This window comes from Amycolatopsis sp. NPDC050768 (assembly GCF_040654155.1).
GTDB lineage: Bacteria > Actinomycetota > Actinomycetes > Mycobacteriales > Pseudonocardiaceae > Amycolatopsis.
Genome location: NZ_JBFAHL010000009.1, coordinates 1 through 26132 on the forward strand (window position 1 = coordinate 1; position 26132 = coordinate 26132).

A 26132-nucleotide genomic window follows, 5' to 3' on the forward strand; every position below is an offset into this window, starting at 1 on the left:
GCCGCCGCCAAGAAGTAGCACCGCGAGCCTGCTGACCGAGCTGCCGGCTCGTTGACAACGGACCCCCCGTTCGTCAACGAACCGGCATCAGCCGGACGCGCCGTCACCCATCGCCAACGACCCGCCACCGCCGAGGGATCACGTGCCTCAACCTCAAAGACGAAACCGGCATGACCAACGTGATCGCCTTGGTCGAGCTGTTTCACCGGAGCAGGAGGGTTCTGCAGAACCATGCCGCCGTCGTCGTCCGCGGTATCGCCCAATCGGCCAGGGCACCGTGTCCCTCGTGGCTAACCAGGTCACACCGCTCGATCTGAAGGCTCTGGCGATGAAGTCCAGGGGCTTTCGGTAAGCCGGCAATTGGGTGGCGAGACTTGGCACACAGTGTGAAGGCTCTCAGCCCGGCGGGGTGGCGGCGGTCCCGGTCTCCTCCGCCGGGGTGATGGTCTCTCGTGGTTTCTTGCCACCCTTACGTTTGTCCGCGCGCCACCACAGCACATTGCCCCAGGAGAAGAAGATCACGAGCGCGGCACAGACCACGACGTAGATTCCGAGGACGATGAGCGGCAGCGTGATGCTGTTGCCGTGGAAATACAGCGTGTTGCGGACCAGGTAGAGGCCATTTCTCGGCGGCAGCACGACCCCGATGTCCTGCCAGAACGGCGGCAGGTACGCGACCCCGTTGCCGCCGCCGGTTGAGGGATTGCCGAAGAAGACGACGATGACGACCGTCACCAGCGTGCCGAGCGGACCTATCAGACTCTGCAACGTCGCAGCGAGTAGCGCGACCGCGAAACAGATCAACGCGAACTCCGGCCACAGCTTCCAGAAGTTGCTGCCCACATCGGGATAAGCCCGCAGGATCGGGCCGGCGATCAGGTCGACGACCAGACCGACGACGATCGAGTAGCCGAGCAGTACCGTGACGCGGCGGTGGGCCGCCGCCGTCTTGGTGCGTTGCATCGCAAACGTGGACCCGAGGTAGCCGGCCACCAGCAGAACGAACAGGGCCAGGCCGGGAACAACCCCCTCCGGGTCCTCCGGCGGGAGCGTGTTGATCGGCTTCGCTTGCAGCTTCACACCCTCCTGCCGGGCAGCCTCCAGGTATGCCTGCGGCATCACGAACGGAGCCCACAGGCTCGCCGCGACGTTGATGATCAACGTGTTGGTTTGCGGGACAAATCCGCCGTAGATCTCGGCGTTATTCGCCGCGTTCTCCAGGTCGGCCTGGTTCGCGTACTGGTGGATGTCCAGGCTGACATTCTTCTGCACGTCCGTGGTCAACGATGACGACCCCGTGACCCCCCAAGGCACGTTGTGAGCGACGACCCCATGGTTCGCCGAAATGTAGGTCGTCGCCATGATCGTCGCCAAGACGAGGGCGATGAGGAGGCCGATCAACAACCGTCCCCACTGCGGTGCCTTCGAGTCCTTGACTTCGTCTGATTTCCCGTCCGCCTGCGGGCCGACCCCATCCGGCTGCTCCGACGCCACCAGCTTGCCTCCTCCCGAGGTGAACGACTCCGGCCTGCGTCGTCGGTCGGCTCAAACAGACCGGGTAGCGCGGATGGGCTGACCGCCGGCGTGGGTGAGACGTAGTCCCTCGTGTATCGGAGCCGGTCTCGTCGCAATGAGAATCACCTGATGAAGGTGAGCCGGGCGCCACGTCGCCCTCTGTGAACGGCGAGGTTCACAGGGTTGTGACAGCTGAATGACAATGGGGGGTGACAGCCTTTCCCTCACCGGCAAGTCCTCTCACCCGGTCTACAGCGTGGCAGCGAGATCAACGTGGCGAGGGCCGGTACAGGACAGGCATACAGGGTTCATTGCGCCTCCGGCAGCACCACCTCGGAACGCACTGTCGCGCAGAGCGACCGCGCGGCCGTAGCCCCCACCCCAACTGCTTTCGCAACGTCTCCGTAGAAATTGGACGCCGGTGCGTTGTCCAATGCTCGGCGTTCAGGACGCGGGCTTAGTTCCAGCTTTGCGTCATCAGGCTGAACACGGTGAAGTGACTTTGCGCCGCTTGACACGCTTGGGGCAACAACCGTTTCAATCGGCGGTTTCGGCGTGTGCACGGCAGGCACCTCGGCGGCAGCGGTGGTGGTCCCCGTCTGGCGCGATGATCGCAGCCTCGACTTTCGTCTTCGCCCATTCCTCGACGTCCTGGAGGCCCCCAAGCAAGCCCGGGCCCACTTCCGCCCAGCCGATGAGCAGCAGCGGTCCGACCGCGTCGAATGCCGCCTTGTCCCCTTGACCCGAGCAGACGGGATCGGCGACGTTCAGCGCACGGGTCACAGCGCTGGCCGCGAGCAGCAAACGCCGGGCTGGCTGCACAACACGGTCGGGAGCACAGTGAAGAGCGAGGTGCCGGGTGCCCACCAGCAACCCGAGGACCGTCAGGTCGACCGCCGGAGCAACGAGTGGAGCGACGTACGAGGGGACTCCGATCCGAAGAGCCAACGCCAGGACGTTTCCGAAGCCGAAAAGAAAAGTCAGCCCGATCACGATGCCCATCACCGTGGTCACGAACCCGGTCACGCCCGACGAGGTGCCCAGCATGGCCTCCCGCGCATCGACGAGAGGTCGTATGTGTCTTCGATGACCAGTGTGCCGGTCAGAGGGGGTTCACCACGTGATGATGGTCTGCGTGGTGCCCCCGACGGGGTTCGAACCCGCACTGGGTCGATTTTAAGTCGACTGCCTCTGCCAATTGGGCTACGGGGGCACGAACACCTTAGCGGGACCCCCGCGGCCCGTCAGATGCGCGGCGTGTGATCCGCCACAGCGGACGCCGGCGACAGCCCCGAAGCGCCCGATGGCGACAGCGCGTCCATCAGCAGGTCCAGATACCGCCGCCACCCCTCCGAAGCGCCGGCGGGGAACGACGGCAACGTCCCCACCAGCATCAACACCAGCCGCGGGACGTCGTCCGCCACCAGGTCCGCGCGGAACACGCCCGAGGCCTGGCCGGCGGCCACCAGGGCAGCCACCGGCGAGAAGAAGCGCCAAGCCAGATCCATCGTCAACGCACCCACGTTGTTGGCCGCGGCGAACAGCGGCTGCTCAACCGCCGCCAAACCCACCGCGGCTTCCAACGCGAGATAAACACCGTCGCGCGGAGCCGCGGAAGCAGCCCGCGACAGCACCGGCACGATCACCTCGTCGAACCGCGCCTCCAGCACCGCCCGCACCAGGTCCTGCTTGTGCGGGAACCGCCGGTACAACGTCGCGACCCCGACGCCGGCCGCGGCGGCGATCTCCTCCATCGGCACGGTGACGCCGCCGGCGGCGAAGACCGAGTAGGCCGCGTCGACGATGCGGCGGGCGTTGCGGGCGGCGTCAGCACGCAGCGGCTGCGGGGGCATGCCCTACACTACCAACTGATAGCTCACTATCACTTGGACAGGAACCTCCCATGGCAGAAGGCATCTCCCGTCGACGGCTGTTCAAAGCGACCGCAGCCACGGCAGCCACAGCAGCCACCGCGGCCATCCCGGCGACTGCGGCCCGAGCGCAAACCGACGTAGACCTCCGCACCTTCCCCTCGCCCGACCTCCCGCCCTACGTCGACGAGCTCCCGATCCCGCAGACCATCCGCGGCGACCACCGCCTCGCCATGGCCGAGTCCACCCACCGCTTCCACCGCGACCTCGCCCCCGCGCCCACCTGGTCCTACGGCGGCGCCGAATACCTCGGGCCCACCATCGAGGCCCACGCGAACCAGCGCCTCGAGCTGACGTTCGACAACAAGCTCGGCCGGCACCTCTTCGCGGAAGACGTCGACCCCACGCTCGACGGTGCGTCCGAGGAAAGCCGCGTCAAACCCCACACTTCGGTCCACCTGCACGGCGCCGTCACGCCGCCCGAGATCGACGGCCACCCGATGGACGTCTTCCTCCCCGGCGAGCACCGCACCTACCGCCACGAAAACCGCCAGCCCGCCGCCGGCCTCTGGTACCACGACCACGGCATGGGCCTCACGCGCCTGAACGTCCACGCGGGACTCGCGGGCATGTACCTCCTGCGCGACGAAGGCGACACCGGCGACCGCACCAACGCGTGGCACCTGCCCAGCGGCGAGTTCGAACTACCGCTGATCCTGGCCGATCGCCGCTTCCACGCCGACGGCTCGCTCAACTACCGCACCCTGACCCTCGTCCCGCAGGGTCACTGGGACGGCGGCCAGATCGGCGACCGCATGACGGTCAACGGCAAGGTGTCGCCGTACACGAACGTCGCCCGCGGCCAGTACCGGTTCCGGGTGCTCAACGCGTCGAACTTCCGCGCCTACCACTTGTTCTTCCGCGACCGCCGCCCGTTCCACGTGATCGGCAACGACGCCGGCCTGCTCGACACGCCCGTCGTCACCACCGACGTCCGCCTCACGCCCGGCGAGCGCGCCGACCTCGTGGTCGACTTCTCGGACCTCGAAAAGGGCGAACACGTCGACCTCATCAACGACCAACGCGAAGCCGCGCTCATCGCCCTCGTCACGGGCGCGCAGCCGCTGCCCGACGTCGTGCGTTTCACCAGCACTGGCGCGAAAGGTCACCAGCAGGCGCTGCCGACTCGCCTGCGCGTCACGAAAAAACCGTCGGCGCCCGACCGCCGCCGCGTCGTCACGCTCACCCAGGACCTCAAGCTCACGCGCTGGCCGCCGGTCGGCATGTCGCTCAACAACCTGTGCTTCGAGGACGATCCGATCGCCATGCCGCGCCAGGGAACCACGGAGCTGTGGGAGGTCGTGAACCTCACCATCGAGGACCACCCCGTGCACCTGCACCTGGTGAACCTGCACCTGCTCAACCGACAGATGTTCGACCCGGTCGCCTATTCACTAGCGAACCCGCGCCCGCCGATGCACACGGAGTGGGCGCCGCCGCCGGATGACTTCCTCCTCGGCGCACCCCAGCCGCCCGCGCCGTGGGAGGCGGGGCCGAAGGACACCGTGAACTGCCCGCAGAACACCGTCACGCGCTTCCTCGTGCACTTCCCGACGGCCGACGAGCTCGGCTTCGACCCGGACGCGACGTTCACCCCGGCCCGGCACGCGATGTCCGGCATGACCATGGCCGAGCACGACATGGACATGGACATGGACCTCCAGGGCTACGTCTGGCACTGCCACATCCTCGACCACGAAGACGACTGCATGATGGCGCGCTACCGCCTCGTCCAGTAACCGAAAACGCGAGAAGCCGGACCTCCCGACAGGAGGTCCGGCTTCAGCGGAGGAACGAACTCAGCCCTTCGAAACCCGGGCGAACTCTTCCTTCGGGTTGTTGATCTGCCCGAGCGAGATCACCTCACGGCGGAACAGGCCGCCGAGCATCCAGTCGAACAGGATGCGGGTCTTGCGGTTCCACGTCGGCATCGCCTTGAGGTGGTACGCGCGGTGGAAGAGCCAGGCCGGGAAGCCCTTGATCCTCAGGTTCAGCGCGTCGGCGACACCCTTGTGCAGGCCGAGGCTAGCGACCGCACCGAGGTTCTTGTGGAAGTAGTCCTTCGGCTGGCCACCGCGCAGGACCTTGATGATGTTCTTGGCCAGCAGCGTCGCCTGGCGCACGGCGTGCTGCGCGTTGGGCGGGCACGTGGCCGTCGGGTCCTGCTCGGTACGCGAGAGGTCGGGGATCGCGGCGTTGTCGCCCGCCGTCCACACCTCGGGGTGGCCGACGACCTGCATCGCGGCGGTGGCCTCGACGCGGCCGCGCTTGTCGAGCGGAAGGTCGGAGTCGGCGAGCACCGGGTTGGCCTTCACACCGGCCGTCCAGATGAGCGTATCGGTGTCGAACTCGGTGCCGTCCGAGAGCACGACGTGGCCGTTTTCGAACGACTTCGCCGCCGTCGACAGGTAGACCTCGATGCCGCGCTTCTCCAGCTGCTGCACCGTGTACACACCGAGCGTCTCGCGGACCTCGGGCAGGATCCGCCCGGCGGCCTCGACGAGCACCCAGCGGATGTCTGCGGGCTTGATGTTCGGGTAGTAGTTCTCCACCGCGAACCGGGTCATGTCCTCGAGCTCGGCCAGCGCCTCGATGCCGGCGAAGCCGCCGCCGACGACCGTGAAGGTCAGCAGGCGCTTGCGCAGCTCGGGGTCGAGCGTGCTCGCCGCCTCGTCGAGCTTGGTCATGATGTGGTTGCGCAGGTAGATGGCCTCGCCGATGGTCTTGAAGGCGATGCCCTGCTCCGCCAGGCCCGGGATCGGGAGGATGCGGGCGACGGCGCCGAGCGCGACCACGAGCACGTCGTAGTTCAGCGTCTCGATGTGGCCGTCGGCGGCCTCGACCGTGACGGCCTTGCGCTCGTTCTCGATCTTCGTCACGCGCGCGGTGAGCACGTGGCAGCGCTTGAGCACGCGGCGCAGGGGCACCACCACGTGACGGGGTTCGATCGCGCCGGCCGCAGCCTCGGGCAGGAAGGGCGCGTAGGTCATGTGCGGCTGAGGGTCAACGACGGTCACGGAGGCCTCGTTGGCGCGCAGCATCTTCTGGAGCCCGTACGCCGTGTACAGGCCGACGTAACCACCACCGAGGATGAGGATCCGAGTCGGTTCCGACTTAGCAGCCATGTCTCCATAGTCGCACTTGCCGAGCCGTATCGCTCGGGTACCCCGCCCTGCTGTGACCAGCGTCGCCATGCAGGCGGTAACGATTCAGAAGAGGCCGGCGGCCCTGGCCGCGGAGGCGAACACGTCACACACCATCGCGTGAGTCACACGGCCCGTCTGGACATTACGGGGTGACACGTGGTAGCAGCCGTGCAGCTGTAAGTCACCGAGCTCGACGACGGCCCCGTGGCCGAACGCCGGCCGCGGCGACGGCACCGGCCGGCCCGCCTCGGCGAGCACCGGCAGCAGCGCCTGCCAGCCGAACGCGCCGAGCACCACGACGGCCTTCAAGGTCGGGTGCAGGAGCCTCAGCTCGTCGGCGAGCCAGTGGCGGCAGGTGTCGCGCTCGGCCGGCGTCGGCTTGTTCTCGGGCGGCGCGCAGCGGACGGGTGAGACGAGGCGGGTGCCGCGCAGGGTGAGGCCGTCGTGCTTGTCAGTGGACGTGGGCTGCGACACCAGCCCCACCTCGTGCAGCACGCGGAACAGGAAGTCACCCGACGGGTCGCCGGTGAACATCCGCCCGGTGCGGTTGCCGCCGTGCGCCGAGGGCGCGAGCCCGACCACGGCCAGCGCCGCGTCCGCCGGCCCGAAGCCGGGCACGGGCTTGGCCCAGTACTCGTCGTCGAGGTAGGCGGCCCGCTTGGTGAGCGCCACGTTTTCGCGCCACGCCACCAGCCGCGGGCACGCGCGGCACCCGGTGACGGCGGCGTCGAGCTCCGCGAGCGTGTCCATCAGCGGCCGGCCAGAGCCGCGCGGCACAGGTGGTCGGCCGCGCGCGTCGTCTCGGGCAGGCGGTAGCGCGGGGTCAACGCGAGCGTCAGCCGGCAGGCGTGGTCGAGGCTGATCAGGTGGCCCGCGGACACGTAAACCGGTTTCACACCGGGCCTCGTGCGCACGACGGCGCCGAGCTGCTCGTCGCCGTCCAGCAGCGGCGCGGTGTCGCCGCGTTCCGGGCCGGGCTCCGCGTGCGTGCCGACGAGCCGCGTCTTGCCGACGCCGAAGGCCGGGATCCCCGTGAGCACGCCGAGGTGGCACGCGAGCCCGAAGCGCCGCGGGTGGGCGAGGCCGTGGCCGTCGCATGCGAATACCTCGGGCGGGTGCGTGAGCGCCGCGATGGCGTCGAGCAGCGGCGGCAGCTCGCGGAAGGCGAACAGGCCCGGCTCGTACGGGAAGGTGACCTCGCCCGTGATCACGCGTTCCTCGACCACGCGCAGGTCGTCGAGGGCCAGCGTGACCGCGGCCGCGGCGATGCGCGTGCCGGCCGGGTCGTAGGCGACGTCGAGGCCGGTCACCGTCGCCGGCGCCGGGCAGGCGTCGGTGAGGTCCACGCGGCCGCGGAGCGCGTCCTGGACCTCGCGGGCCTCGGGAATCGTGACGGGCCAGCGCATTCCGCCAGCTTTCCACAGCCGTCCCCAGCCCGGTTGGCTAAGTTGGGTCCATGTCGGACACCACCGAAGAGACCCCCGAAAAGCCGGCCACGGCGGAGAAGCCGCCGGAGCCCGTCGACGACCTCGTGACCACGCACCACACGCTCACGGTCAAACGCCGCAAACTGGCCTACACCGCTCAGGCCGGGCGCGTGGTGCTGCGCCAAGAGGTGCTGAAGGACGGCAAGTCGGAGGGCCACAAGCCCAAGGCCGAGGTGTTCCTCACCGCCTACACGCTCGACGACGCCGAGCCGGGCTCGCGCCCGGTCACGTTCGCGTTCAACGGCGGCCCCGGCTCGTCCAGCATCTGGCTGCACATGGGCCTGCTGGGCCCGCGGCGGGTGCTCTCGGGTGACGTCGACGACCTGGTCGCGCCCCCGTACGGCCTCGACGACAACAGCGAGACCCTGCTTCAGCACAGCGACCTCGTGTTCATCGACCCGGTCTCCACGGGCTACTCGCGCGTGACCGAGGGCGGCGAGTCGAAGGACTACACCGGGTTCCAGGAGGACATCGACTCGGTCGCCGAGATCATCCGGCTGTGGGTCTCGCGCAACGGACGCTGGCTGTCGCCGAAGTTCCTCGCCGGCGAGTCGTACGGCACGCTGCGCGCGGCCGCGCTGGCCGGGCACCTGCAGGACCGCTACGGCCTGTACCTCAACGGCCTGCTGCTCATCTCGTCCGTGCTCGACATGGGCACGCTGCGCTTCCACGAGGGCAACGACCTGCCGTACTCGCTCTACGTGCCAACCTACGCGGCCATCGCGCACTACCACGGCTTCCACGGCGACCGCCCCCTCGACGACGTCCTGGCCGACGCCGAGGACTTCGCGGCCAAGGAACTGCCGTGGGCCCTGGCGCGCGGTGCGCGGCTGTCCACTCAGGACCGCGCGGAGACCGTGGCCACGCTGGCTTCACTGACGGGGCTGTCGGAGTCCTATGTGGACCGAGTCAACCTGCGGATCGAGCACGTGCGCTTCTTCACGGAGCTCCTGCGCGACCGCGGCCTGCTCGTCGGGCGCATGGACGGCCGGTTCACCACGTGGGAGGTCGACGGCGGCCGCGAGCACATGAGCGACGACGCGTCGATCTCGCGCATCATCGGCGCGTACTCGGCCGGCTTCAACCACTACATCCGCGACGAGCTCGAGTACAAGAACGACCTGCCGTACGAGATCCTGTCCGGCGATGTCTTCAAGGCGTGGTCGTACAAGGACTTCGAAGGCCGGTTCGTGTCCGTTGTGGACTCCGTGAGCGCCGCCATGCGGGCGAACCCGCACCTGAAGGTCCACGTCGCGTTCGGTCATTACGACGGCGCCACGGCATACTTCGCGAGTGAGCACGTGCTCGCCCACCTGCAGATCCCGGACGACCTGCGCGACAACATCGAGACGGCCTACTACCCGGCCGGACACATGATGTACGTGCACGAACCGACGCGGATCCAGCAGTCGAAGGATCTGGGGAAGTTCGTGAAGTCGGCTTCGAACCGGTGATTCTTTCGAGTCGTTCGGGTCTTTCGGTCTAGAGGACGAGGTCGGCCAGCCGGTCGACCTCGTCCGGATCGGCCACGGTCGGCGTGAACGTGAGCTCGTTGAGCCCGGCTGCCTCGAAGTCCCGCACGATCGCCCTGATCTTCTCCGGCGTCCGCACGGCTCCGTCGGCGATCGTGTCGGCGTGGTCTCCGGCGTAGGCGTAGTAGGAGCGCAGGTACTCGTCGCCGCTCTCGGGTTGTGCCGCCGAGAAGTACGCCAACCCGAGCAACCGCGGCTCGCCGACCCGGCCGGCTTCCGCCCACGCGTCGCGGATTTCCCTGACCGTCGGCTCCGCCCGCGCCGGCCCACCACCGGCGCCGGTCCACCCGGCCGCGTGCTCGACTGTCCGCCGCACTGCCCGCTTGCTGTGCCCACCGATCAGGATCGGAATCCCCGGCGGCTCCGGCACCACGGCCCTCTTCTCGCCCGGAAAATCGCCGTCGGCCACGGCTTCACCACGCCACGCCTGCTTGAGGTAGCTCAACTGCCGGTCGAACGCCGCCCCGCGCCCGGCGAAATCCCGCTCCGCCGGCAGGTAGTCCGACTCGCGCGCACCCACGCCGAGCCCGAGCGTCAGCCGCCCTTCCGACAACGACGCCACGGTGCCGGCCACTTTCGCCAGGACCGCGTCCGGGTACGTCGGCCCCAGCACGGCGTTGGTGACCAGCCCGATCCCGCTCGTCGCCCCGGCCACGCCGGCCAGCGCCGTCAACGAGTCCAGCGACGGGTACGCCACCCGCCCGATCGTGGACACGAAGGCAAACCCGCGCTCCTCCGCCCGGCGTGCCCACTCGAGCACCAACGGTCCACTCGTGCCGGGCACCGTGTTGGGAATTCCGATACCGATCCGCATGTCGCCAGTGTGCAACCCCGGGCCGTCTGCCGCAGCGCTCGGCTCACGGCACGAAAGCCGCGCCGACGCTCTGGTTGTTGGCCTCGATGAGGAACGAGTTGTGCGCCGCGTTGGCCGTGACCCTGGTGTACACCACGAAGTCGCGCGAACACGTCGCGACGATCGGAACGTTCGTCACCCAGGTGTTGATCTTGAAGTGGTGGACGGTGTTCGTCACGGTCACGCCTGCGAGGGGACCGTTGGTGGTGGTGTTGCAGGGATTGCCGTTCGCGTCGAGCTGGTTCACCACGAGCTGCGTGCCCACCAGCGAGTTCGCGCCGTCCATCCGCGCACCCGCCGAGCGTTGGCACAGACCGTTGTTGGCGTTGTAGCAGACGGTGATGTTCACATCGCCGATCGCCTGCACGACCGTCGCCCCGGCGGGCGCGGTGAACGACACGGAGTTCGCGGTCGCCGCGGAGTTCACCAGCACCTTGCCGTTGAACGTCTGCTTCACGGCGGCGATGGGCCCGTCGACGTCCTGTAGGTACGAGGAGGCGAGCACCGAGATGTGGCCGCTGACGTTCGCCGCGTGGTTCACGAACTGCGCATACACCGCACAGGTGAGCGCGCTGTCCGCCGGCGCGGTCACGAACCCGCGGGTGAGCAACGTCTTCGCGGTGTTCGCGAGCACGTTCTGCCCGCTCACCAGCTGCGCCGCGTTCACGGTCTGCCCCGGCCGCCGGCAGTACACGAGGTGCGAAACCTCTGTGACCTGCGCGGCGTCGTCCACGTTCAGCTTGCTGCTGACGTACCGCGTCTCCCCGGCCGGCACGGTGACCGCCGCCCCGAGCGCCCGCGTGTGCTTCCCCGCGGCCGGCGTACTGGACGGATCACTCGCGTACCCGCCGGGCGCGGAAATCGGCACGGTCGTCGCGGCGTTCGCCGCCCCGGCCCCGGCCAGGAGCCCCGCCACGACCATCCCGGCCACGGCCACCTTGGCCCACCCACCACAACGCACAGCCCCCACCCCCAAGGCGCGGCACTCGACGCGCCGCCCCCATCGTTGGGCGCGCCGGTTTGCGGTGTCAATGCCCCTATTCGCGATTCACCACTTGGCGCGAAACGGCCCTGTGCCAAGGCCGAAAACCTTGACACAGGGCCGTCAACCGCGAGAACTACTGCTTCACGTACTTGGCCCCATGCGTCACAGCCGCATAGGCATCCACCGCACCATGCCCGTAAAACGCGTTGAACGAAGCATTCCCCGTACAAGTGGCCGTGAACGACGCGTCCCGGCCCTCGTCCAGGTAGTCCACCGTCCGCGGCACCGGGCAGGCGACCTGGGAAGCCGTCCCCTCCAAAACGCGCTGCACCGCATCCGGGTCCATGCCGAAGCCGGAACCCGACTTCTTCCCGTACTCGGAAACAATCAACGCCGCCACGCCGGCAGCGTGCGGCGTCGCCATCGAAGTCCCCTGCAGCCACTGGTAGTACCCGACCCGGCCGTCACGAGCGACGGCCTTCTGCACACCCGCGGCGACCCCGGCCGGAGTCACGTTGCCGGCCTCGTCGACGTTCCCCTCGGCCACAGCCACATTGCGCGGGTAAGCCGACAGGATCTCGTTCTCCACCTTCTGGAACCAAGGCGTCCCGAAGCCGTCCCGGAAATACCCACCGGGCGCGGAAACCGAGATCTGCTCGGTCCCGTAATTGGAGTAGTCCGCCTTCGCCTGCGAGGGCCCGAAAGCACCCACACCGATCGTGTGCGGGCCTTCCGCCGGGAGGTTGAAGCAGGACGCGTTGTCGATCTGACGCGGGTGCGCCGAGGTGCTCGGGTAGTCCGGGCTGGTCGCGTCGGGCAACGGCGCGCCGAGGTCCGTGTGCTCGTTGCCGAGCGCGACGACCATCGAAACGCCCTTGCGGTGCGCGTAGTTCAGCGCCCGCGTGGTGGCCTCGATGACGGTGCGCTGCTCGGCCTGCTCCTCGGCGGAGTCGGCCGGGTTCGCGCGGCAGTTGTAGAGCCACGGGTCGGTGTAGAAGCTCATGTTCACCACGTCGATGCCCGCGTCACCGGCGTAGGTCAACGCGTCGACAGTCGACTGCAGGAAGAAGAAGCCCGAGTCCTGGCCGGCGCGGATGTTCACCAGCGAGACGCCCGGCGCGACGCCCGAGACGCCGAAGCCGTTCACCGCCGCACCGATCGTGCCGGCGACGTGGGTGCCGTGGCCGTTGTCGTCGTGGTCCACGGGGTCGACGCAGCCGCGGTACTCGCACGGACCGTCCACCACCGCGCCGTTCACATCCGCGACGATGTCCCGCGTGAAGTTGCGCGAGTCGGCGCGGTCGAAGTTCGGCGCGATGTCCGGGTGACTGGCGTCGATGCCGGTGTCGATGATGCCGACCTTCACGCGCTTGTCACCGGGCTGCACGGTGCGCGCGAGGTCCGACCGGGTGGACTTCAGGCCCCAGAGCTCGTCGTCCAGCGGGTCTGTACCAGAAGCACCACGCTTGGCACCGGAAGCCTTCCCCCGGCCCTCCTTCTCGACCGCGTCGTGCTTCACCTTCTTGCCGTCCCGCGGCGCCGAGCCGATCGCCTTCGACCGGGCCGCGCCGAACACCGCGCTGCTGGAAGACACCCGCGCCACGAAGCCCGAAGCCGGCGCCGAAGCCGTGATCAGCCCGACGGCGTCGTTCCGGGCCACCACCGTCCCGCCGGCGGCCTCGACCGCGGCCACGGCGGCGCCGACGTCCGAACGCGCCAGCACCGTGAACTCCGTGACCGGGCCGGACACCCCCGCCGACGCGACCGGCACGAAGGAAGCCGCACCGAGCAGGGGTACCGCCAACACGGCGAGAAGCAGTCTGGGTCTTTTCACGAGTCCTCCTCCAACGCGAAAACCGACAATGCAACGTACATACCGGACACACGTCGCAGCAATCGTCAGGAGGAGGAACCCGACTAAAGTCAGGGCACCACGGACCGGGCTTCCGCGAAGTGACACGCCGAGAGGTGCCCGTCGGTGCGCGGCGAGAGCTCGGGCACCTCCGTGGCGCAGATGTCCTGCGCCTTCCAGCACCGCGTGCGGAACCGGCAGCCCGACGGCGGGTCGAGCGGGCTCGGCGGGTCGCCCTCGAGCCGGATGATCTGCCGCTGCCCGCGCACCTCCGGGTCGGCCACGGGCACGGCCGAGAGCAGCGCCTGCGTGTACGGGTGCGAGGGCCGCTCGTAGATCTCGTCCTCGGTGCCGATCTCCACGATCTTGCCCAGGTACATCACGGCCACGCGCGTGGCGAGGTGGCGCACCACGGACAGGTCGTGCGCGATGAACACGTACGACAGCCCGAACTCCGTCTGCAGGTCGCCGAGCAGGTTCATCACCTGCGCCTGGATGGAGACGTCCAAAGCGGACACCGGCTCGTCGCAGATGATCACCTTCGGCCGCAGCGCGAGTGCCCGCGCGATGCCGATGCGCTGGCGCTGCCCGCCCGAGAACTGGTGCGGGTAACGGTTGAGGTGCTCGGGGTTGAGCCCCACCACGTCCAGCAGCTCGCGCACCTTCTGCGCGCGCGAACCCTTCGGCGCCACCTCGGTGTGGATCTCGAACGGCTCGCCGATGATGTCGCCGACCGTCATCCGCGGGTTCAGCGACGTGTACGGGTCCTGCAGCACGATCTGGATCTGGCGCCGCAGCCGCCGCAGCTCACCGCCGCTCAGCTTGAAGATGTCGCGGCCCTCGAACGTCGCCCCGCCCGCGGTCGGCTCCTCCAGGCGCATCAGCACCTGCGCGAGCGTCGACTTGCCGCAGCCCGACTCGCCCACCACGCCGAGCGTCTCGCCCGGCGCCAGGTCGAACGAGACGCCGTCGACGGCCTTGACGTGCCCGACGGTGCGCTTGAACAGCACGCCCTGGCGCACCGGGAAGTGCTTCACCAGCTCCTGCACGCTGAGAATCGGCTCAGACACGGCTTTCCACCACCTCTTCGGCGAAGTGACACGCACTGACCCGGCCGAACCCGAGACTGTGCAACGACGGCCGTTCCTCCGAACAGCGTTGCTCCGCCCGCTTGCACCGCGGGTGGAACGGACAGCCCGAAGGGATGTGGAGCAGGCTCGGCGGCAGCCCCTTGATCGTCTCCAGCGTCTGGCCCTTGAGATCCAGGCGCGGCAACGAGTCCATCAGCGCCGCCGTGTACGGGTGGCCAGGTGACTTGAACAGCTCGCGCACGTCGGCCTGCTCCACGATCCGGCCCGCGTACATCACGGCGATCCGGTCGGCGACCTCCGCGACCACGCCCAGGTCGTGGGTGATGAGGACCAGCCCCATCTGCCGTTCGCGCTGGATCTCGCCCAGCAGGTCCATGATCTGGGCCTGCACGGTCACGTCGAGCGCCGTGGTCGGCTCGTCCGCGATCAGCAGCACGGGGTCGAGTGCCAGCGACATCGCGATCATCGCGCGCTGGCGCATGCCGCCCGAGAACTGGTGCGGGTAGTCCTTCACGCGCCGCGCGGCGGCCGGGATTCGCACCAGGTCCAGCAGCTCGATCGCGCGCTTGCGGGCGTCCTGTTTGGACATCCCCTGGCGCACGCGCAGCTGTTCTTCGATCTGGAACCCCACGGTGAACACGGGGTTCAGCGCCGAAAGCGCGTCCTGGAAGATCATCGCGATCTCGGTGCCGCGCAGCTCGCGCCGCCGCTCGGGCGTGGCCGTTAGCAGGTCCTCGCCGCGGTAGCGGATCGAACCGCCGGTGATCACCCCCGGCGGCATGTCGAGGATGCCCATGATGGTCTGCGCGGTCACGCTCTTGCCGGAGCCGGATTCACCCAGCACCGCAAGGGTTTCGCCGGCGTGCACGGAGTAGCTCACGCCGTTGAGCACGTTGGCGACGCCGTCGGACGTGCGGAACTCCACCTGGAGGTCTTCGACCTCGAGCAGCAGTTCGTTCTGTGTATCGGTCATCGGCCGCTACCTCGACTTCGGGTCGAGCGCGTCGCGGATCCCGTCACCGAGCATCACGAACGCGAGCACGGTGATGGTGACGAACGCACCGGGGAACAAGAGCATGTGCGGGTCGGCCCGGAAGTAGTCGCGCGAGTCGCTGATCATCACGCCCCACGAGATCACCGGCGGCCGCACGCCGATGCCGAGGTACGCGAGCGTCGCCTCGGCGCCGATGGCCGCGCCGAGCGCGATGGTGGCGTAGACCAGCACCGGCGCGAGCGTGTTGGGCAGCAGGTGCCGGAACACGATGCGCGGCGTGCTGGCGCCGAGCGCACGAGCGGCCTTCACGTAGTCGAGCTGCTTCGCGACCAGCGTCGCCGAGCGCATGATGCGCATGGCGACCGGCCAGGTCAGCACCGCGATGGAGCAGACCACCTGCACGATGATCGTCACGGCGCCAGGGTTGGAGCCGGGCGCGTTGAACGTCGTGAGAATGACGATCGCGCCGAGCACGAACGGCAGGCCGGCGAAGATGTCGCCGAGCCGCGAGAGCAGGCTGTCGATCAGGCGGCCGTAGTAGCCGGCGAGGATGCCGACCAGCGAGCCGAAGACGACCGTCAGGATCGTCGCGAACACGCCGACCAGCAGCGACGCGCGAGCGCCGTAGATGGTGCGGGTATAGACGTCGTAACCCTGGTTGTCGTAGCCGAACCAGGCGTCGGACGACGGGCCCTGGTTGGCCTTCGTCAGGTCGCCCATCCCGGGGTCACCGTGCGCGAACAGGCCCGGCGCGACCGCGATGAGCACGATGAACACGATGATCACCGCGGAGATCACGAACGCCGGCTTGCGGCGCAGCTGGCGCCAGGCGTCACCCCACAGGCTGCGGGGCTTCTTCGCCTCGGTCGCGGAGTCGTCGATGCGCGACAGCTCCGCCGCGTCGACAGCCGTGCCCCCGACGAGGTTGGGGTCAGTCATAGCGGATCCTCGGGTCGAGAACGGCGTAGAGCAGGTCCACGATCAGGCTCATCAGCAGGTACACGAGCACGAGCAGCACCACGACACCCACGACGGTGGCGCTCTCGCGGTTCTGGATGCCGCGGAAGATGAGCCCGCCCAGGCCGTTGATGTTGAACACGCCCTCGGTCACGATCGCGCCGCCCATCAGCGCGCCCAGGTCTGTGCCGAGGAACGTCAGCACCGGGATCACCGAGTTGCGCAGCAGGTGCACGCCGACCACGCGACTGTTGGGCTGGCCCTTCGCGATGGCCGTGCGGATGTAGTCGGCATGGCGGTTCTCCGCGATCGACGTTCTCGTGAGCCGCGCGACGTAGGCCATCGAGAGGCTGCCCAGCGCGATGCCGGGCACGATCAGCTCGCCGAAGCCCGGGTTGTCCGACACGCTCGTGTCGATGATGCCGAGCTCGGTGCCCAGCACGAGCTGTAGCACGATCGCGGTCACGAACACCGGCAGCGAGATGAGGAACGTGGTGGAGACGAGCACCAGATTGTCGAGGAAACCCTTGCCGCGCAAGCCGGTCAGCACGCCCGCGGTCAGGCCGATCACGGCCTCGATAAGCACCGCGACGAGCGCCAGGCGCAGCGTGATCGGGTAGGAGGTGGCGATCAGCTCGCCGACGGAGGTGCCGTTGAAGGTCTCGCCCCAGTCGCCCGTGAACAGGCTGCCGAGGTACTTGAGGTACTGCAGGATCAGGTTGTCGTTCAGGTGGAACTTCTCGGTCATCAGGTCGACGTAGGCCTGGGGGCAGGCCGTCTGACCGCACTTGCCCGAGAAGGGATCACCCGGGACGGCCCACACCAGCACGTAGATCAGGAAGGTCGTTCCGAAGAACACCGGGATCAGCTGGAGCAGGCGTCGCAGGACGTAGCGAATCATGCGTCAGTTCCTAGGAGTGCGCGCCGGGCGAGCCGCGAACCGTCCTTTTGAGACGGTCCGCGGCTGCCCTGGTGATGGGACGTCTTCTCAGCGCGTCACTTGGTGACCTCGACCGACGAGTAGTCGGCGCGGCGGCGGAAGTCGAGCGTCACGGTCTTGGTGTGCTTGGACTTCGCGGCCACACCCTTCTCGTCCCAGACCGGGATCGAGGGCAGGTCCTTGGCGATGGCGTCCTCGGCCTGCTGGTAGATCTTGATCGCGGCGTCCTTGTCCGGCGTGGAGTCGGCCTGCTCGAGGAGCTGGTCGACGGCCGGGTTGGTGTAGACCGAGTCGTTCGACGAGGCACCCGAGCGGTAGATCGGGTTCAGGAAGTCCTCGATCGACGGGTAGTCGGCCGACCAGTCCGAACGGCCCATGCCGGTCAGCTTGTGGCCCGTCACGATGCTGCGCCACTGGCCGAAGTCCGTGGCCGGCACGAAGTCGCACTCGACGCCGAGCACGTTCTTGATGCTGTTGCACGCGGCCACCAGCGGCTCCTTGCGGCCACCGTCGGCGTTGGACGCGATGGTGAGCTTGCCCTTGAAGCCGGACTTCGCGAACGCCGCCTTGGCCGCGGTCGGGTCGAACTTGCAGAACTCGCACACGGCCGGGCGGTAGCCCTCGATGCCCTGCGAGACGTAGCCGTCGGCCGGCACGTAGGTGTCGTTCATGACGGTCTTGGTGATCTGCGTGCGGTCGATCGCCATGGAGATGGCCTTGCGCAGGTCGAGGTTGTCGTAGCCGGGCACGTAGTACGGCACGGCGATGGTGCTGATGCCGAGCAGGTGACCGATGACCAGGTTGTCCTTGAGATCGGTCTTGTACTTGCTGCCGGCCAGCGCCGAGGGCGGGAGCGTCTCGATGAAGTCGAGCTTGTTGCTCAGCAGGTCCTGGTACGCGGTTTCCTGGCTCGCGTAGATCTTGATGTCCAGGTCCTTGAACTTGACCTTGTCCTGGCCCTTGTAGTCGTCGTTGCGCGTCAGCTTGATGTCGACGTTCGGCGTGCGGCTGACGAACTTCATCGGGCCGTTGCCGATCGGGTGCTGCGCGAAAGCCTTGGGGTCCTTGAAGAACACGTCGGGCAGCGGCGCGAAGGCCGTGTAGCCGATCTTGGTGGCGAAGACCGAGAACGGCGCCTTCAGCGTCACCTGGAACTCGTAGTCGCCCTTCACGACCAGGCCGGACATCTTGTCCGTGGTCGGCTTGGCGTTGTCGTCGGCCGGGTGGACGTCGTCGTAGCCCTGGATGTTCTCGAAGAACGTGCTGTTGATCTGGCCGTTGGGCGAGTAGGCGCCGTAGTTCCAGGCGTCGACGAAGTTCTTGGCCTTGACCTCGGTGCCGTCGTGGAACTTCCAGCCCTGCTTGATCTTGATGTCGAAGACCTTGGAGTCGGTCGTGGTGATCGACTCGGCCATCTGGTTGTAGGGCTGCGCGTTGTCACCCTTGAACGCGACCAGCTCGGCGAACATCGCGTCGACGGCCTTCGAGCCACCCAGCTCGTTGGTGTTCGTGGGGATCAGCGTGTTCTGCGGCTCGGTGCCGTAGACGGTGAAGGTCCCGTTGGGATCCACCTCGCCGGACGACCCGCTACTGCTGGAGCCACCACCACACGCGGCCAGGACCAATGACAAGGTTGTCACCACCGCGGCGGCTCCCCAGAGCCTGCGTGAACGCCGCATCGTTCCCCTCCATCTCGTATTCCCGAAAAGTGAGATGGAGGTTATCGGGCTATTGGCGGTTTGTAACCAGATCGCTCGGTTGCAAAAGAGTGACAACCTTGTCGCTCACCCGGGCAGAGTACGACCAAGGTCTTGTTGATCACTGCGCGTGTCCGCGCTGCTCCGCTCAGGCGAGCGACAGCGCGATTCCGTCGAGGATGTCGTGTTCGCTCACGATCAGCTGGTCCGGACCACCGCGTTTTGCGAGCTGCTCGGCCAGCACCTGCACGATCACCGCGCCCCCGCCGATCACGTCCACCCTGCCCGGATGGATCACGGGGTTGGCCGCGCGGGTGGCCCGGTCGGCCGCCAGCAGGCTCGTCGCGAGGCGGTCGATCTCGGCGTGGGAGAGCTTCGACAAGTGCGTGCGCTCGGAGTCGTACTCGGGCAGCTCCTGGGCGACCGCTGACAACGTGGTCACCGTGCCGGCGACCCCGATCCAGGTCTTCGCCTTTGCCACGTCGACGACGTCGAAGGCCTCGGTGAGGATGGTCTCGGCGGTGGTTTTCGCCCGGGCGATTTCTTCGTCGGTGGGCGGGTCACCCTTGAGGTCGCGCTCGGTGATGCGGACGCAGCCGATGTCCACGGACTTGGCCGCGAGCACCTCGGCGCGCTGCCCGTCCCACGTGCCGAGGACAAGCTCGGTCGAGCCGCCGCCGACGTCGACGACCACGAAGGGACCGTCGTCCGGGTCCTGCTCCCCGACCGCGCCGGTGAAGGACAGCCGCGCTTCCTCGTCGCCGCTGATCACTTCGGCCTCGACGCCGAGCGTCTCGCGCGTCATGGCGAAGAACTCGTCGCGATTGCTGGCGTCCCTGGTGGCAGAGGTGGCGACCATCCTTATCTTTTCGACGCCCTTGCGCCGCGCCGCGATCGTGTAGTCGGCGAGGGCTTTTCGCGTCCGCTCCAGCGCTTCCGGCGCCAGGCACCCGGTGGCGTCGACGCCCTGGCCGAGGCGCACGATGCGCATCTCGCGGTGCAGGTCGCGCAGGTCCACCGTGCCGTCGTGGCGCGGCGTCAGCTCGGCGACGAGCAGGCGGATGGAGTTGGTCCCACAGTCGATCGCGGCTACACGAGGCATGGCGTCGACCTTACTGGGTCGAGGTCAGGACTCTGGGGCGTTGCTCGTCGGGCTCGGTGAGCCGCTGCTGTCGTCGGGCTGTGTGGAGCTCGGCGGGGCGCACGGCGGGAGGCTCGTGGTGGTGGTCGTGGTCGTCGTGGTGCTGCTCGGCGGTGTGCTGTCCTGCGTTGTACTGGATTCGCAGGTCGGCGTGGTGCTGGTAGTGGTAGTGGTGTCGGTCGAGGTGCTGCTGCTGGGGCCGTTCGGCGGCAACGACGTCTGCGGCGGCCCACTCGGCGGCGTACTGGACACCGGTGGCGGCGGCACAGCCGGCGGCGGCGGGTTCACGCCCGCATTGGGCGCCCCGACGGGAATCTGGCTGTCCGGCAGCGGCGCGACGCCGTTGCGGTAGGCCTCGGCCCACAGGATGACGGTGTTCACGTACACGTCGGAGTTGTTGTAGCGGTAGATCGCCGTGCGCAGCTGGTCCGGGTTCGCGACGTCCAGACCGCCGGAGCAGAGGTAGCGCGCCGTGGCCAGCGAGGCGTCGAACAGGTTCTCGGGGTCTGCGGCGCCGTCACCGTTCCCGTCGGACGCGTACTCGCGCCACGTCGCGGGGATGAACTGCGCCGGCCCCACCGCGCGATCCCAGACGGTGTCGTGGTCCAGCACGCCGCCATCGGTGTCCGGGATCGCCGCAAAGGGCCCGGTCCCGTTGAGCTCCGGGCCGAGGATCGGCTCGAGCGCCGTGCCCGCCGCGTCGACGTATCCACCCCGCGCGTGGTTGGACTCGATCCGCCCGATGCTGGCGACCAGCGCCCAGTCGATGTGGCAGATCGGCTGCTCGTGGGCCAGGATGTCCGCCGCGTTGTGATACGCGGCCAAGGCGGTGGTCGGGATGCCAAGGGGCCCGGTGGGCAACTCGTAGGCAGGCAACGGCAGCGGGACGGGGGAGTCGGGCAGGCTGCCGTCGACAGCGACCTTTTCCACCTGGGGGTTCTGGGGGTCGTACCCCTGCTCGAGGGCTACTTCTTTGGTGTGGGTCGTCGGCAGACCGGCCGTCCACGCCCCGATGGCCAGCGTTGCGGCGATCGCCGGCACGACCGCCAGGATCCCGACGGCGATGGAGAACGCGTTCCGGTGCTTCGCGGTGACCTTTCGGCTGCGGTACCGGGCTTTCCTCGTGGCGATCCGCAGTGCTCGCGGGCTGTGACTCGGCGGGGCTTGATCGGGCCTTGACCAGCGGCGGGGTCTGTCTTGGTCTTCTTCAGCGTCAGCGTCAGCCTCAGCTTCCGCTGCTTCTGCTTCGCCCGCTTCGCTTACTTCGGCAGCGGCTCCGGCTCCGTCTTCACCTGCTCCGACCACTTCGCCGACCTCGGCAGCGGCTCCGACTTCGCCTTCTTCACCCGCTCCGGCCAATTCGCCGACTTCGCCTGCTGCGGTTTGAGCAACACCGACCTGCGCTTCTGCCTCGGCATCGGGTGCCACGACCTCGGTTCCACCGGCTACCTCGGCGTGAGCTTCGTCGACTTCGCCCGCTTCAGCCTGGGCCGCTTCGCCCTCCGCGGCGCTCGCAGCTCCGACTCCTTCACCCTGGGCCGCAGCTTCGCCGCGCGCTTCGACTTCAGCCGCGCCACCTTGACCCGCCGCGGCCTGACTTCCTTGCCCTTCGTCGGCTTGCACGGCTTCAGCGGCTTCGACTCGCACTACAGCTTCGCCGACTGCCGCGGTCGCGTCGGCCCTGGCATCTGCGGTGGCTTCGGTCCCAGCCCCCTGCGGCTCGGCGTCGTCTGCCGCCTCAGGTTCGGTCGCTTGAGCTGGTTTGGCTTCGGCGTTGTCGGTGAGGGCTCCGTCGTCCGGTGTATCCGATTCGCGCCGAGCGTCCCCAGCCAAATCTTCAGCCTTGGCTGCGATCCCCGGGCCCTGCGCGTTTTCGCCATCAGCCGCATGCTCGTTGTTGCCGCCTTCGGCTTCTTCGCGGCCCTCATCGCCCGGCGGTTCTTCGTCGTCCACGTCTGCGATCGCGGCGTGTTCACCAGCGCCCAGCTCTGACTGGGCTTCCTCGGTCGAACTGTCGGCCTGGCCCGTGATCTCCTCGGCGGGAGCCCCACTGGCGGCCAGCTCGGTCGAGCCCTCGTCGGCGGTCTCCGCATTGGAGGGTTCCTCGCCGAGGTTCTGGCCGCGACCGTCCACATCGCTCGCCTCGACTTCGGCCGAAGCCTCATCGCGAGGGGCGTCGCCGTGGGGTCCATTGCGGAGCTTCCGGGCGATGTGCCCGAGTCCGCGTGGCGCCCGCATGGTCCGAACCCTCCTCGGGGTCACCCGGTGATGAGCCCGATGGTTGCCTACGTCGTGTGAAGATTCCGTACTCAGCTTGGCGGCGGGTCACCCGTACGGGAACCCACAGATGCAGTAACTGCCCGCCTGTCCGGACTATCTGCACACGAGACGGAAGCGTTACCCCTCTTCGGCTGCGGCGCACTCGCCCGAGGGCCAGCCCTGGGTGTGGAGCCAGGCGAGGGTCTCGTCGCCGAAGGGGTTGACGCCCGGGCCGGCGGCAAGGGTGTGGGCGAGGTGGACGTGGAGGCACTTCACGCGCCCCGGCATGCCGCCGGCGGTGACCTGCGTGCCGAGGGACTCGATGGCGTCGCGCTCGGCGAGGTAGGTCTCGTGCGTGCGCAGGTACGCCGCGGCGAGCTCCGGGTCGGTCTCGAGCCTTGCGGTCATCTCCTTCATCACGCCGGACGCCTCCAGCGTGCCGACCAGCGACGTCAGCCGCGGGCACGTCAAGTAGTAGAGCGTGGGGAACGGGGTGCCGTTCTCGAGCCGCGGGCTCGTCTGCACCACCGACGGGTGCCCGCTCGGACACCGCGCCGCCACGGCCCGCAACGCACGCGGCGGCCGCCCGAGCTGCTCCTTGATGATCTCCCGGTCTGCATCGGAGACCGGCTCGAAGCGGGGGGTTTCCGTGCTGCTGTTGCTGCTGTTCACGCCCCCCAGGTTAGTGCCGCCGACGCCCGGCCCCTCCGCCACCTCCGCCTGAACCCCCGACTTATCCACAACTCGACTCCCCTGTGGACAACTCGGCCCCCCACGTCCTCGACCGCCGTTTTCGCCGGCCCCCGCCGGTAGAATGGGATGGGGACGCCCCCCTTGGGAGGGCGGGGGCCTGTGGTCCCGGCGGCGGCGTCCGATAAGTGCCCAAGCGAGGCCAGACGCGGCGGGGATCGCGGGCGTTATGGCGCGTCCACGCGATCCCCGCGCCGTGTCACAACCCACTGACACCAGGCGTTTTCACGCCCACCCGAGACACCTCCGCCCCCGCGTCGTCCTCCGCGTCATCCTCCGACTCCCACCGCAGCAGGTCACCCGGCTGGCACTCCAGCACCTCACAAAGCGCCGCCAGCGTCGCGAAGCGAACTGCCTTGGCGCGGCCGTTCTTCAGCACCGCCAGGTTCGCCGGTGTGATTCCCACGCGGTCCGCGAGCTCGCCCACCGACATCTTCCGCCGGGCCAGCATCACGTCGATGTCGACGGCGATGGGCATCAGATCACCTCGTCGAGCTCGGCCTGCAGCTGCTTCGCCTCGACGTCGCGCGCGACGGCCCGGGCGAGGAGCATCCGCAGGACCAGCACGATGAGCGCGACGCCCAGGATGGCGACGCCGATCCCGCCCATGATGAGGGTGACGCCCGGGTCGTCGCGCTGGCCGGGTGCGTTGATGGCCGTGACCGCGAACCACACGAGGGCCGCCGCCACGATCGCGCCGATGACGGTGTCGACGTAGCGGAAGGCGGCGTGGGTGAACACGATGCCGCGGCGCACCATCGTCACCAGCCGCCACACGCTGACCACGGCGACCTGCACCGTCACCAGGCCCAGGATCGCGAGGAGGCGAAACGCGGTGAGCGGCAGCGTCCCGTCCTCCGGGTCACTCCCGGTGACCAGCACCCACACCATCAGCACCTGGATCAGCACGGTTCCGGTGAGCACCACCGCGAGCACCGTGCGCAGCGCGTTCACTGCCAGCTTTCCCACAGGCCAACCTCCCATCGAGTTACGATGGGAATCTATCGATTTTCGATAGCCTAGGCAAGCCGCAAAAGAGAAACGGCGGGGTACCCGAAGGCACCCCGCCGCTCAACCCAAAACCAGACCGTCACCCACCGGAAACCGAGTCCCACAGCTTCTCGTACCAAGACCCCTGCGGAACCGCCGCCGGGTTGGCCGCGGGAGGCGGCGCGGAAGGCTGGTCCTCCGGCAGCTGCACGATGTACGGCGTCTCCCCCGGCTTCACGTACCGCAGCCGACGGCGGGCCTCCGCCTCGATCTGCGCCGGGTCGCTCAGCTGGGCCTTGCGGTCGCGCAGGACGTCGACTTCCTTCTGCAGCTGGGCTTGCTGCGCCTCCTGGTCACGCACTTCCGACCGCTGGCTCAGATACGTCCGCAGCGGCACCGCGACGGTGAACGCCAGCGCACACACGACGATCGCCACCACGGCCGCGCGCCGGGTGGTCGACATGCCGAGCACTTTGGCCGCGCCCGACGCGCGTTTCGCCGCGAGGCCACGGCGTAGCCGAGCCCTCGTCGTCTCCGCTGACGAAGCCTCCGCCGTCCGACGCCGGGCCGACGCGGGGCGACGGGCCCGTGTGGACCCGCCTCCCTCGGCGCGCCGCGTCCGAGTGGACCCGGCGCCGTCGGCTCGGCCTCCGCGGCGGCTGCGCGCCCTCCCCCGGTCGGCCATGGAAACCCTCAGGCCTCCGCGGTGAACCGCGGGAAGGCGAGGTCGCCGGCGTAACGCGCGGCGTCCGCCAGCGTCTCCTCGATGCGCAGGAGCTGGTTGTACTTCGCGATCCGCTCGCCGCGTGCCGGGGCGCCCGTCTTGATCTGGCCGACGCCCGTGGCGACCGCGAGGTCCGCGATGAACGTGTCCTCGGTCTCGCCGGAACGGTGGCTCATCATCGACTTGTAGCCGTACGACGTGGCCAGCGACACCGCGTCCAGCGTCTCCGACAGGGTTCCGATCTGGTTGACCTTCACCAGCAGCGCGTTGGCGGCGCGGCGGGTGATGCCCTCCTCGAGGCGGTCCGGGTTGGTGACGAACAGGTCGTCGCCCACGAGCTGGACCTTGTCGCCGACCTCGGCGGTCAGCTGGACCCAGCCGTCCCAGTCGTCCTCGCTCAGCGGGTCCTCGATGGACACGAGCGGGTAGTCGCGCAGCAGTTCGGCGTAGTAGGCCGACATCTGCTCGGCGCTGCGCTTGGTGCCCTCGAACGTGTAGGCGCCGTCGGCGAAGAACTCGGTGGCGGCGACGTCCAGCGCGAGCGCGACGTCGCGGCCCGGCGCGTAGCCGGCCTTCTCGATGGCCTGCAGGATCAGGTCGAGCGCCTCGCGGTTGTTGCCGAGGCTCGGCGCGAAGCCGCCCTCGTCGCCGAGGCCGGTGGACAGGCCGCGGCCCTTCAGCACGCCCTTGAGCGCGTGGTAGACCTCGGTGCCCCAGCGCAGCGCCTCGCGGAACGACTCGGCGCCGATCGGCGCGATCATGAACTCCTGGATGTCCACGTCGGTGTCGGCGTGGGCGCCACCGTTGAGGATGTTGAGCATCGGCACGGGCAGCACGTGCGCGTTCGGCCCGCCCAGGTAGCGGAAGAGTTCCAGCTCGGCCGACTCGGCGGCGGCCTTCGCGACGGCCAGCGAGACGCCGAGGATCGCGTTGGCGCCCAGGCGCGACTTCGCGGGCGTGCCGTCGAGGTCCACGAGCTTCTGGTCGACGATCCGCTGATCCACGGCGTCGACGCCGACCAGGTCCGGACCGATCTCGTCGAGCACCGCGGCGACCGCGCGCTCCACGCCCTTGCCGTTGTAGCGACCGGTGTCCCCGTCACGCAGCTCGACTGCTTCGTGCTCGCCGGTGGACGCACCCGACGGGACAGCGGCCCGCGCCAGCGTGCCGTCGTCGAGCGCCACCTCCACCTCGACGGTCGGGTTGCCACGCGAGTCCAGAATCTCGCGCGCGCCTACCTGCTCGATGAGAGCCACGCCATGCTCCTCAGTGGGTCGTGCCTGCGGTG

23 protein-coding genes, 1 tRNA gene and 1 pseudogene are annotated in these 26132 nt (G+C 68.6%); 3 read left to right on the top strand and 22 right to left on the bottom strand.

The window, feature by feature from the left end; translation table 11 throughout:
• Nucleotides 1-396 precede the first annotated feature (396 nt).
• The 4 genes and pseudogenes from AB0H62_RS25605 to AB0H62_RS25620 all read right to left on the bottom strand — a co-directional run bounded on the left by AB0H62_RS25605 (nt 397) and on the right by AB0H62_RS25620 (nt 3368).
• Nucleotides 397-1494, bottom strand: coding sequence for a hypothetical protein (locus AB0H62_RS25605; RefSeq protein WP_360588642.1), 1098 nt, complete (start codon nt 1492-1494; stop codon nt 397-399).
• A 684-nt stretch (nt 1495-2178) separates the two neighbouring features.
• Nucleotides 2179-2562, bottom strand: a pseudogene (locus AB0H62_RS25610) (hypothetical protein); the annotation flags it as partial.
• 89 nt (nt 2563-2651) lie between these two features.
• A tRNA-Leu gene (locus AB0H62_RS25615) sits at nt 2652-2728 on the bottom strand.
• Nucleotides 2729-2759: 31 nt separating this feature from the next.
• Nucleotides 2760-3368, bottom strand: a complete 609-nt coding sequence (locus AB0H62_RS25620) for a TetR family transcriptional regulator (protein WP_220244257.1) — start codon at nt 3366-3368, stop codon at nt 2760-2762.
• Nucleotides 3369-3418: 50 nt separating this feature from the next.
• Between AB0H62_RS25620 and AB0H62_RS25625 the strand changes: the two genes are divergently transcribed.
• The gene (locus AB0H62_RS25625) at nt 3419-5185 is read left to right on the top strand and encodes a multicopper oxidase domain-containing protein (RefSeq protein ID WP_220244258.1); all 1767 of its coding nucleotides are present in this window, start codon (nt 3419-3421) and stop codon (nt 5183-5185) included.
• Between the two features lie 60 nt (nt 5186-5245).
• Here the strand turns inward: AB0H62_RS25625 and AB0H62_RS25630 are convergent, their stop codons facing one another.
• From AB0H62_RS25630 to AB0H62_RS25640, 3 genes are all read right to left on the bottom strand, one after another.
• On the bottom strand, nt 5246-6571 hold the full coding sequence (locus AB0H62_RS25630; protein ID WP_220244259.1) for an NAD(P)/FAD-dependent oxidoreductase: 1326 nt from the start codon (nt 6569-6571) through the stop codon (nt 5246-5248).
• 84 nt (nt 6572-6655) lie between these two features.
• Nucleotides 6656-7342, bottom strand: coding sequence for a uracil-DNA glycosylase (locus AB0H62_RS25635; RefSeq protein WP_220244260.1), 687 nt, complete (start codon nt 7340-7342; stop codon nt 6656-6658).
• A complete protein-coding gene (locus AB0H62_RS25640) occupies nt 7342-7998 on the bottom strand; it encodes an endonuclease V (RefSeq protein ID WP_220244261.1) in 657 nt (218 codons plus the stop codon). Before AB0H62_RS25640 ends, AB0H62_RS25635 begins: the two co-directional genes overlap by 1 nt.
• A 50-nt stretch (nt 7999-8048) precedes the next feature.
• Between AB0H62_RS25640 and AB0H62_RS25645 the strand changes: the two genes are divergently transcribed.
• The gene (locus AB0H62_RS25645; RefSeq protein WP_220244262.1) at nt 8049-9533 is read left to right on the top strand and encodes a peptidase S10; all 1485 of its coding nucleotides are present in this window, start codon (nt 8049-8051) and stop codon (nt 9531-9533) included.
• A gap of 28 nt (nt 9534-9561) precedes the next feature.
• On the opposite strand, the gene AB0H62_RS25650 is transcribed toward AB0H62_RS25645, so the two are convergent.
• The 10 genes from AB0H62_RS25650 to AB0H62_RS25695 form a co-directional block, all read right to left on the bottom strand.
• Nucleotides 9562-10425, bottom strand: coding sequence for an LLM class flavin-dependent oxidoreductase (locus AB0H62_RS25650; RefSeq protein WP_360588646.1), 864 nt, complete (start codon nt 10423-10425; stop codon nt 9562-9564).
• A 43-nt stretch (nt 10426-10468) separates the two neighbouring features.
• Nucleotides 10469-11401 carry a hypothetical protein gene (locus AB0H62_RS25655; RefSeq protein ID WP_360588648.1) on the bottom strand — a complete coding sequence of 311 codons (933 nt, stop codon included), beginning with the start codon at nt 11399-11401 and terminating at the stop codon, nt 10469-10471.
• A 181-nt stretch (nt 11402-11582) separates the two neighbouring features.
• Entirely contained in the window at nt 11583-13283 is a 1701-nt protein-coding gene (locus AB0H62_RS25660; RefSeq protein WP_360588650.1) for a S8 family serine peptidase, read from the bottom strand.
• 89 nt (nt 13284-13372) lie between these two features.
• Complete coding sequence (locus AB0H62_RS25665) at nt 13373-14371, bottom strand: dipeptide ABC transporter ATP-binding protein (protein WP_220244265.1); 999 nt, start codon at nt 14369-14371, stop codon at nt 13373-13375.
• Nucleotides 14364-15365, bottom strand: coding sequence for an ABC transporter ATP-binding protein (locus AB0H62_RS25670; RefSeq protein ID WP_220244266.1), 1002 nt, complete (start codon nt 15363-15365; stop codon nt 14364-14366). The genes AB0H62_RS25665 and AB0H62_RS25670 overlap by 8 nt, the downstream gene beginning before the upstream one ends.
• Before the next feature lie 6 nt (nt 15366-15371).
• The gene (locus tag AB0H62_RS25675; RefSeq protein ID WP_220244267.1) at nt 15372-16325 is read right to left on the bottom strand and encodes an ABC transporter permease; all 954 of its coding nucleotides are present in this window, start codon (nt 16323-16325) and stop codon (nt 15372-15374) included.
• Complete coding sequence (locus AB0H62_RS25680; protein ID WP_220244268.1) at nt 16318-17244, bottom strand: ABC transporter permease; 927 nt, start codon at nt 17242-17244, stop codon at nt 16318-16320. The genes AB0H62_RS25675 and AB0H62_RS25680 overlap by 8 nt, the downstream gene beginning before the upstream one ends.
• Nucleotides 17245-17339: 95 nt before the next feature.
• Nucleotides 17340-18962 (bottom strand): ABC transporter substrate-binding protein, encoded by a 1623-nt coding sequence (locus AB0H62_RS25685; RefSeq protein ID WP_220244269.1) that lies wholly within the window; start codon nt 18960-18962, stop codon nt 17340-17342.
• A 166-nt stretch (nt 18963-19128) separates the two neighbouring features.
• Nucleotides 19129-20082: a Ppx/GppA phosphatase family protein gene (locus AB0H62_RS25690; RefSeq protein WP_360588654.1), complete on the bottom strand. Its 954-nt coding sequence runs from the start codon at nt 20080-20082 to the stop codon at nt 19129-19131.
• A 24-nt stretch (nt 20083-20106) separates the two neighbouring features.
• A complete protein-coding gene (locus AB0H62_RS25695; protein WP_360589041.1) occupies nt 20107-21171 on the bottom strand; it encodes a lytic murein transglycosylase in 1065 nt (354 codons plus the stop codon).
• A 333-nt stretch (nt 21172-21504) separates the two neighbouring features.
• Here AB0H62_RS25695 and AB0H62_RS25700 point away from each other — a divergent pair, with 333 nt between their 5' ends.
• Nucleotides 21505-22113 (top strand): hypothetical protein, encoded by a 609-nt coding sequence (locus AB0H62_RS25700; RefSeq protein WP_360588656.1) that lies wholly within the window; start codon nt 21505-21507, stop codon nt 22111-22113.
• A 405-nt stretch (nt 22114-22518) separates the two neighbouring features.
• Here the strand turns inward: AB0H62_RS25700 and AB0H62_RS25705 are convergent, their stop codons facing one another.
• From AB0H62_RS25705 to eno, 5 genes are all read right to left on the bottom strand, one after another.
• On the bottom strand, nt 22519-23052 hold the full coding sequence (locus tag AB0H62_RS25705) for a DUF501 domain-containing protein (RefSeq protein ID WP_360588658.1): 534 nt from the start codon (nt 23050-23052) through the stop codon (nt 22519-22521).
• Between the two features lie 277 nt (nt 23053-23329).
• Complete coding sequence (locus tag AB0H62_RS25710) at nt 23330-23608, bottom strand: helix-turn-helix transcriptional regulator (RefSeq protein WP_360588660.1); 279 nt, start codon at nt 23606-23608, stop codon at nt 23330-23332.
• The gene (locus AB0H62_RS25715) at nt 23608-24099 is read right to left on the bottom strand and encodes a DUF2975 domain-containing protein (RefSeq protein ID WP_360588662.1); all 492 of its coding nucleotides are present in this window, start codon (nt 24097-24099) and stop codon (nt 23608-23610) included. Before AB0H62_RS25715 ends, AB0H62_RS25710 begins: the two co-directional genes overlap by 1 nt.
• A 121-nt stretch (nt 24100-24220) precedes the next feature.
• A complete protein-coding gene (locus AB0H62_RS25720; protein ID WP_220244275.1) occupies nt 24221-24583 on the bottom strand; it encodes a septum formation initiator family protein in 363 nt (120 codons plus the stop codon).
• A gap of 230 nt (nt 24584-24813) precedes the next feature.
• Nucleotides 24814-26100 carry a phosphopyruvate hydratase gene (eno, locus tag AB0H62_RS25725; RefSeq protein WP_220244276.1) on the bottom strand — a complete coding sequence of 429 codons (1287 nt, stop codon included), beginning with the start codon at nt 26098-26100 and terminating at the stop codon, nt 24814-24816.
• Between the last annotated feature and the right edge of the window lie 32 nt (nt 26101-26132).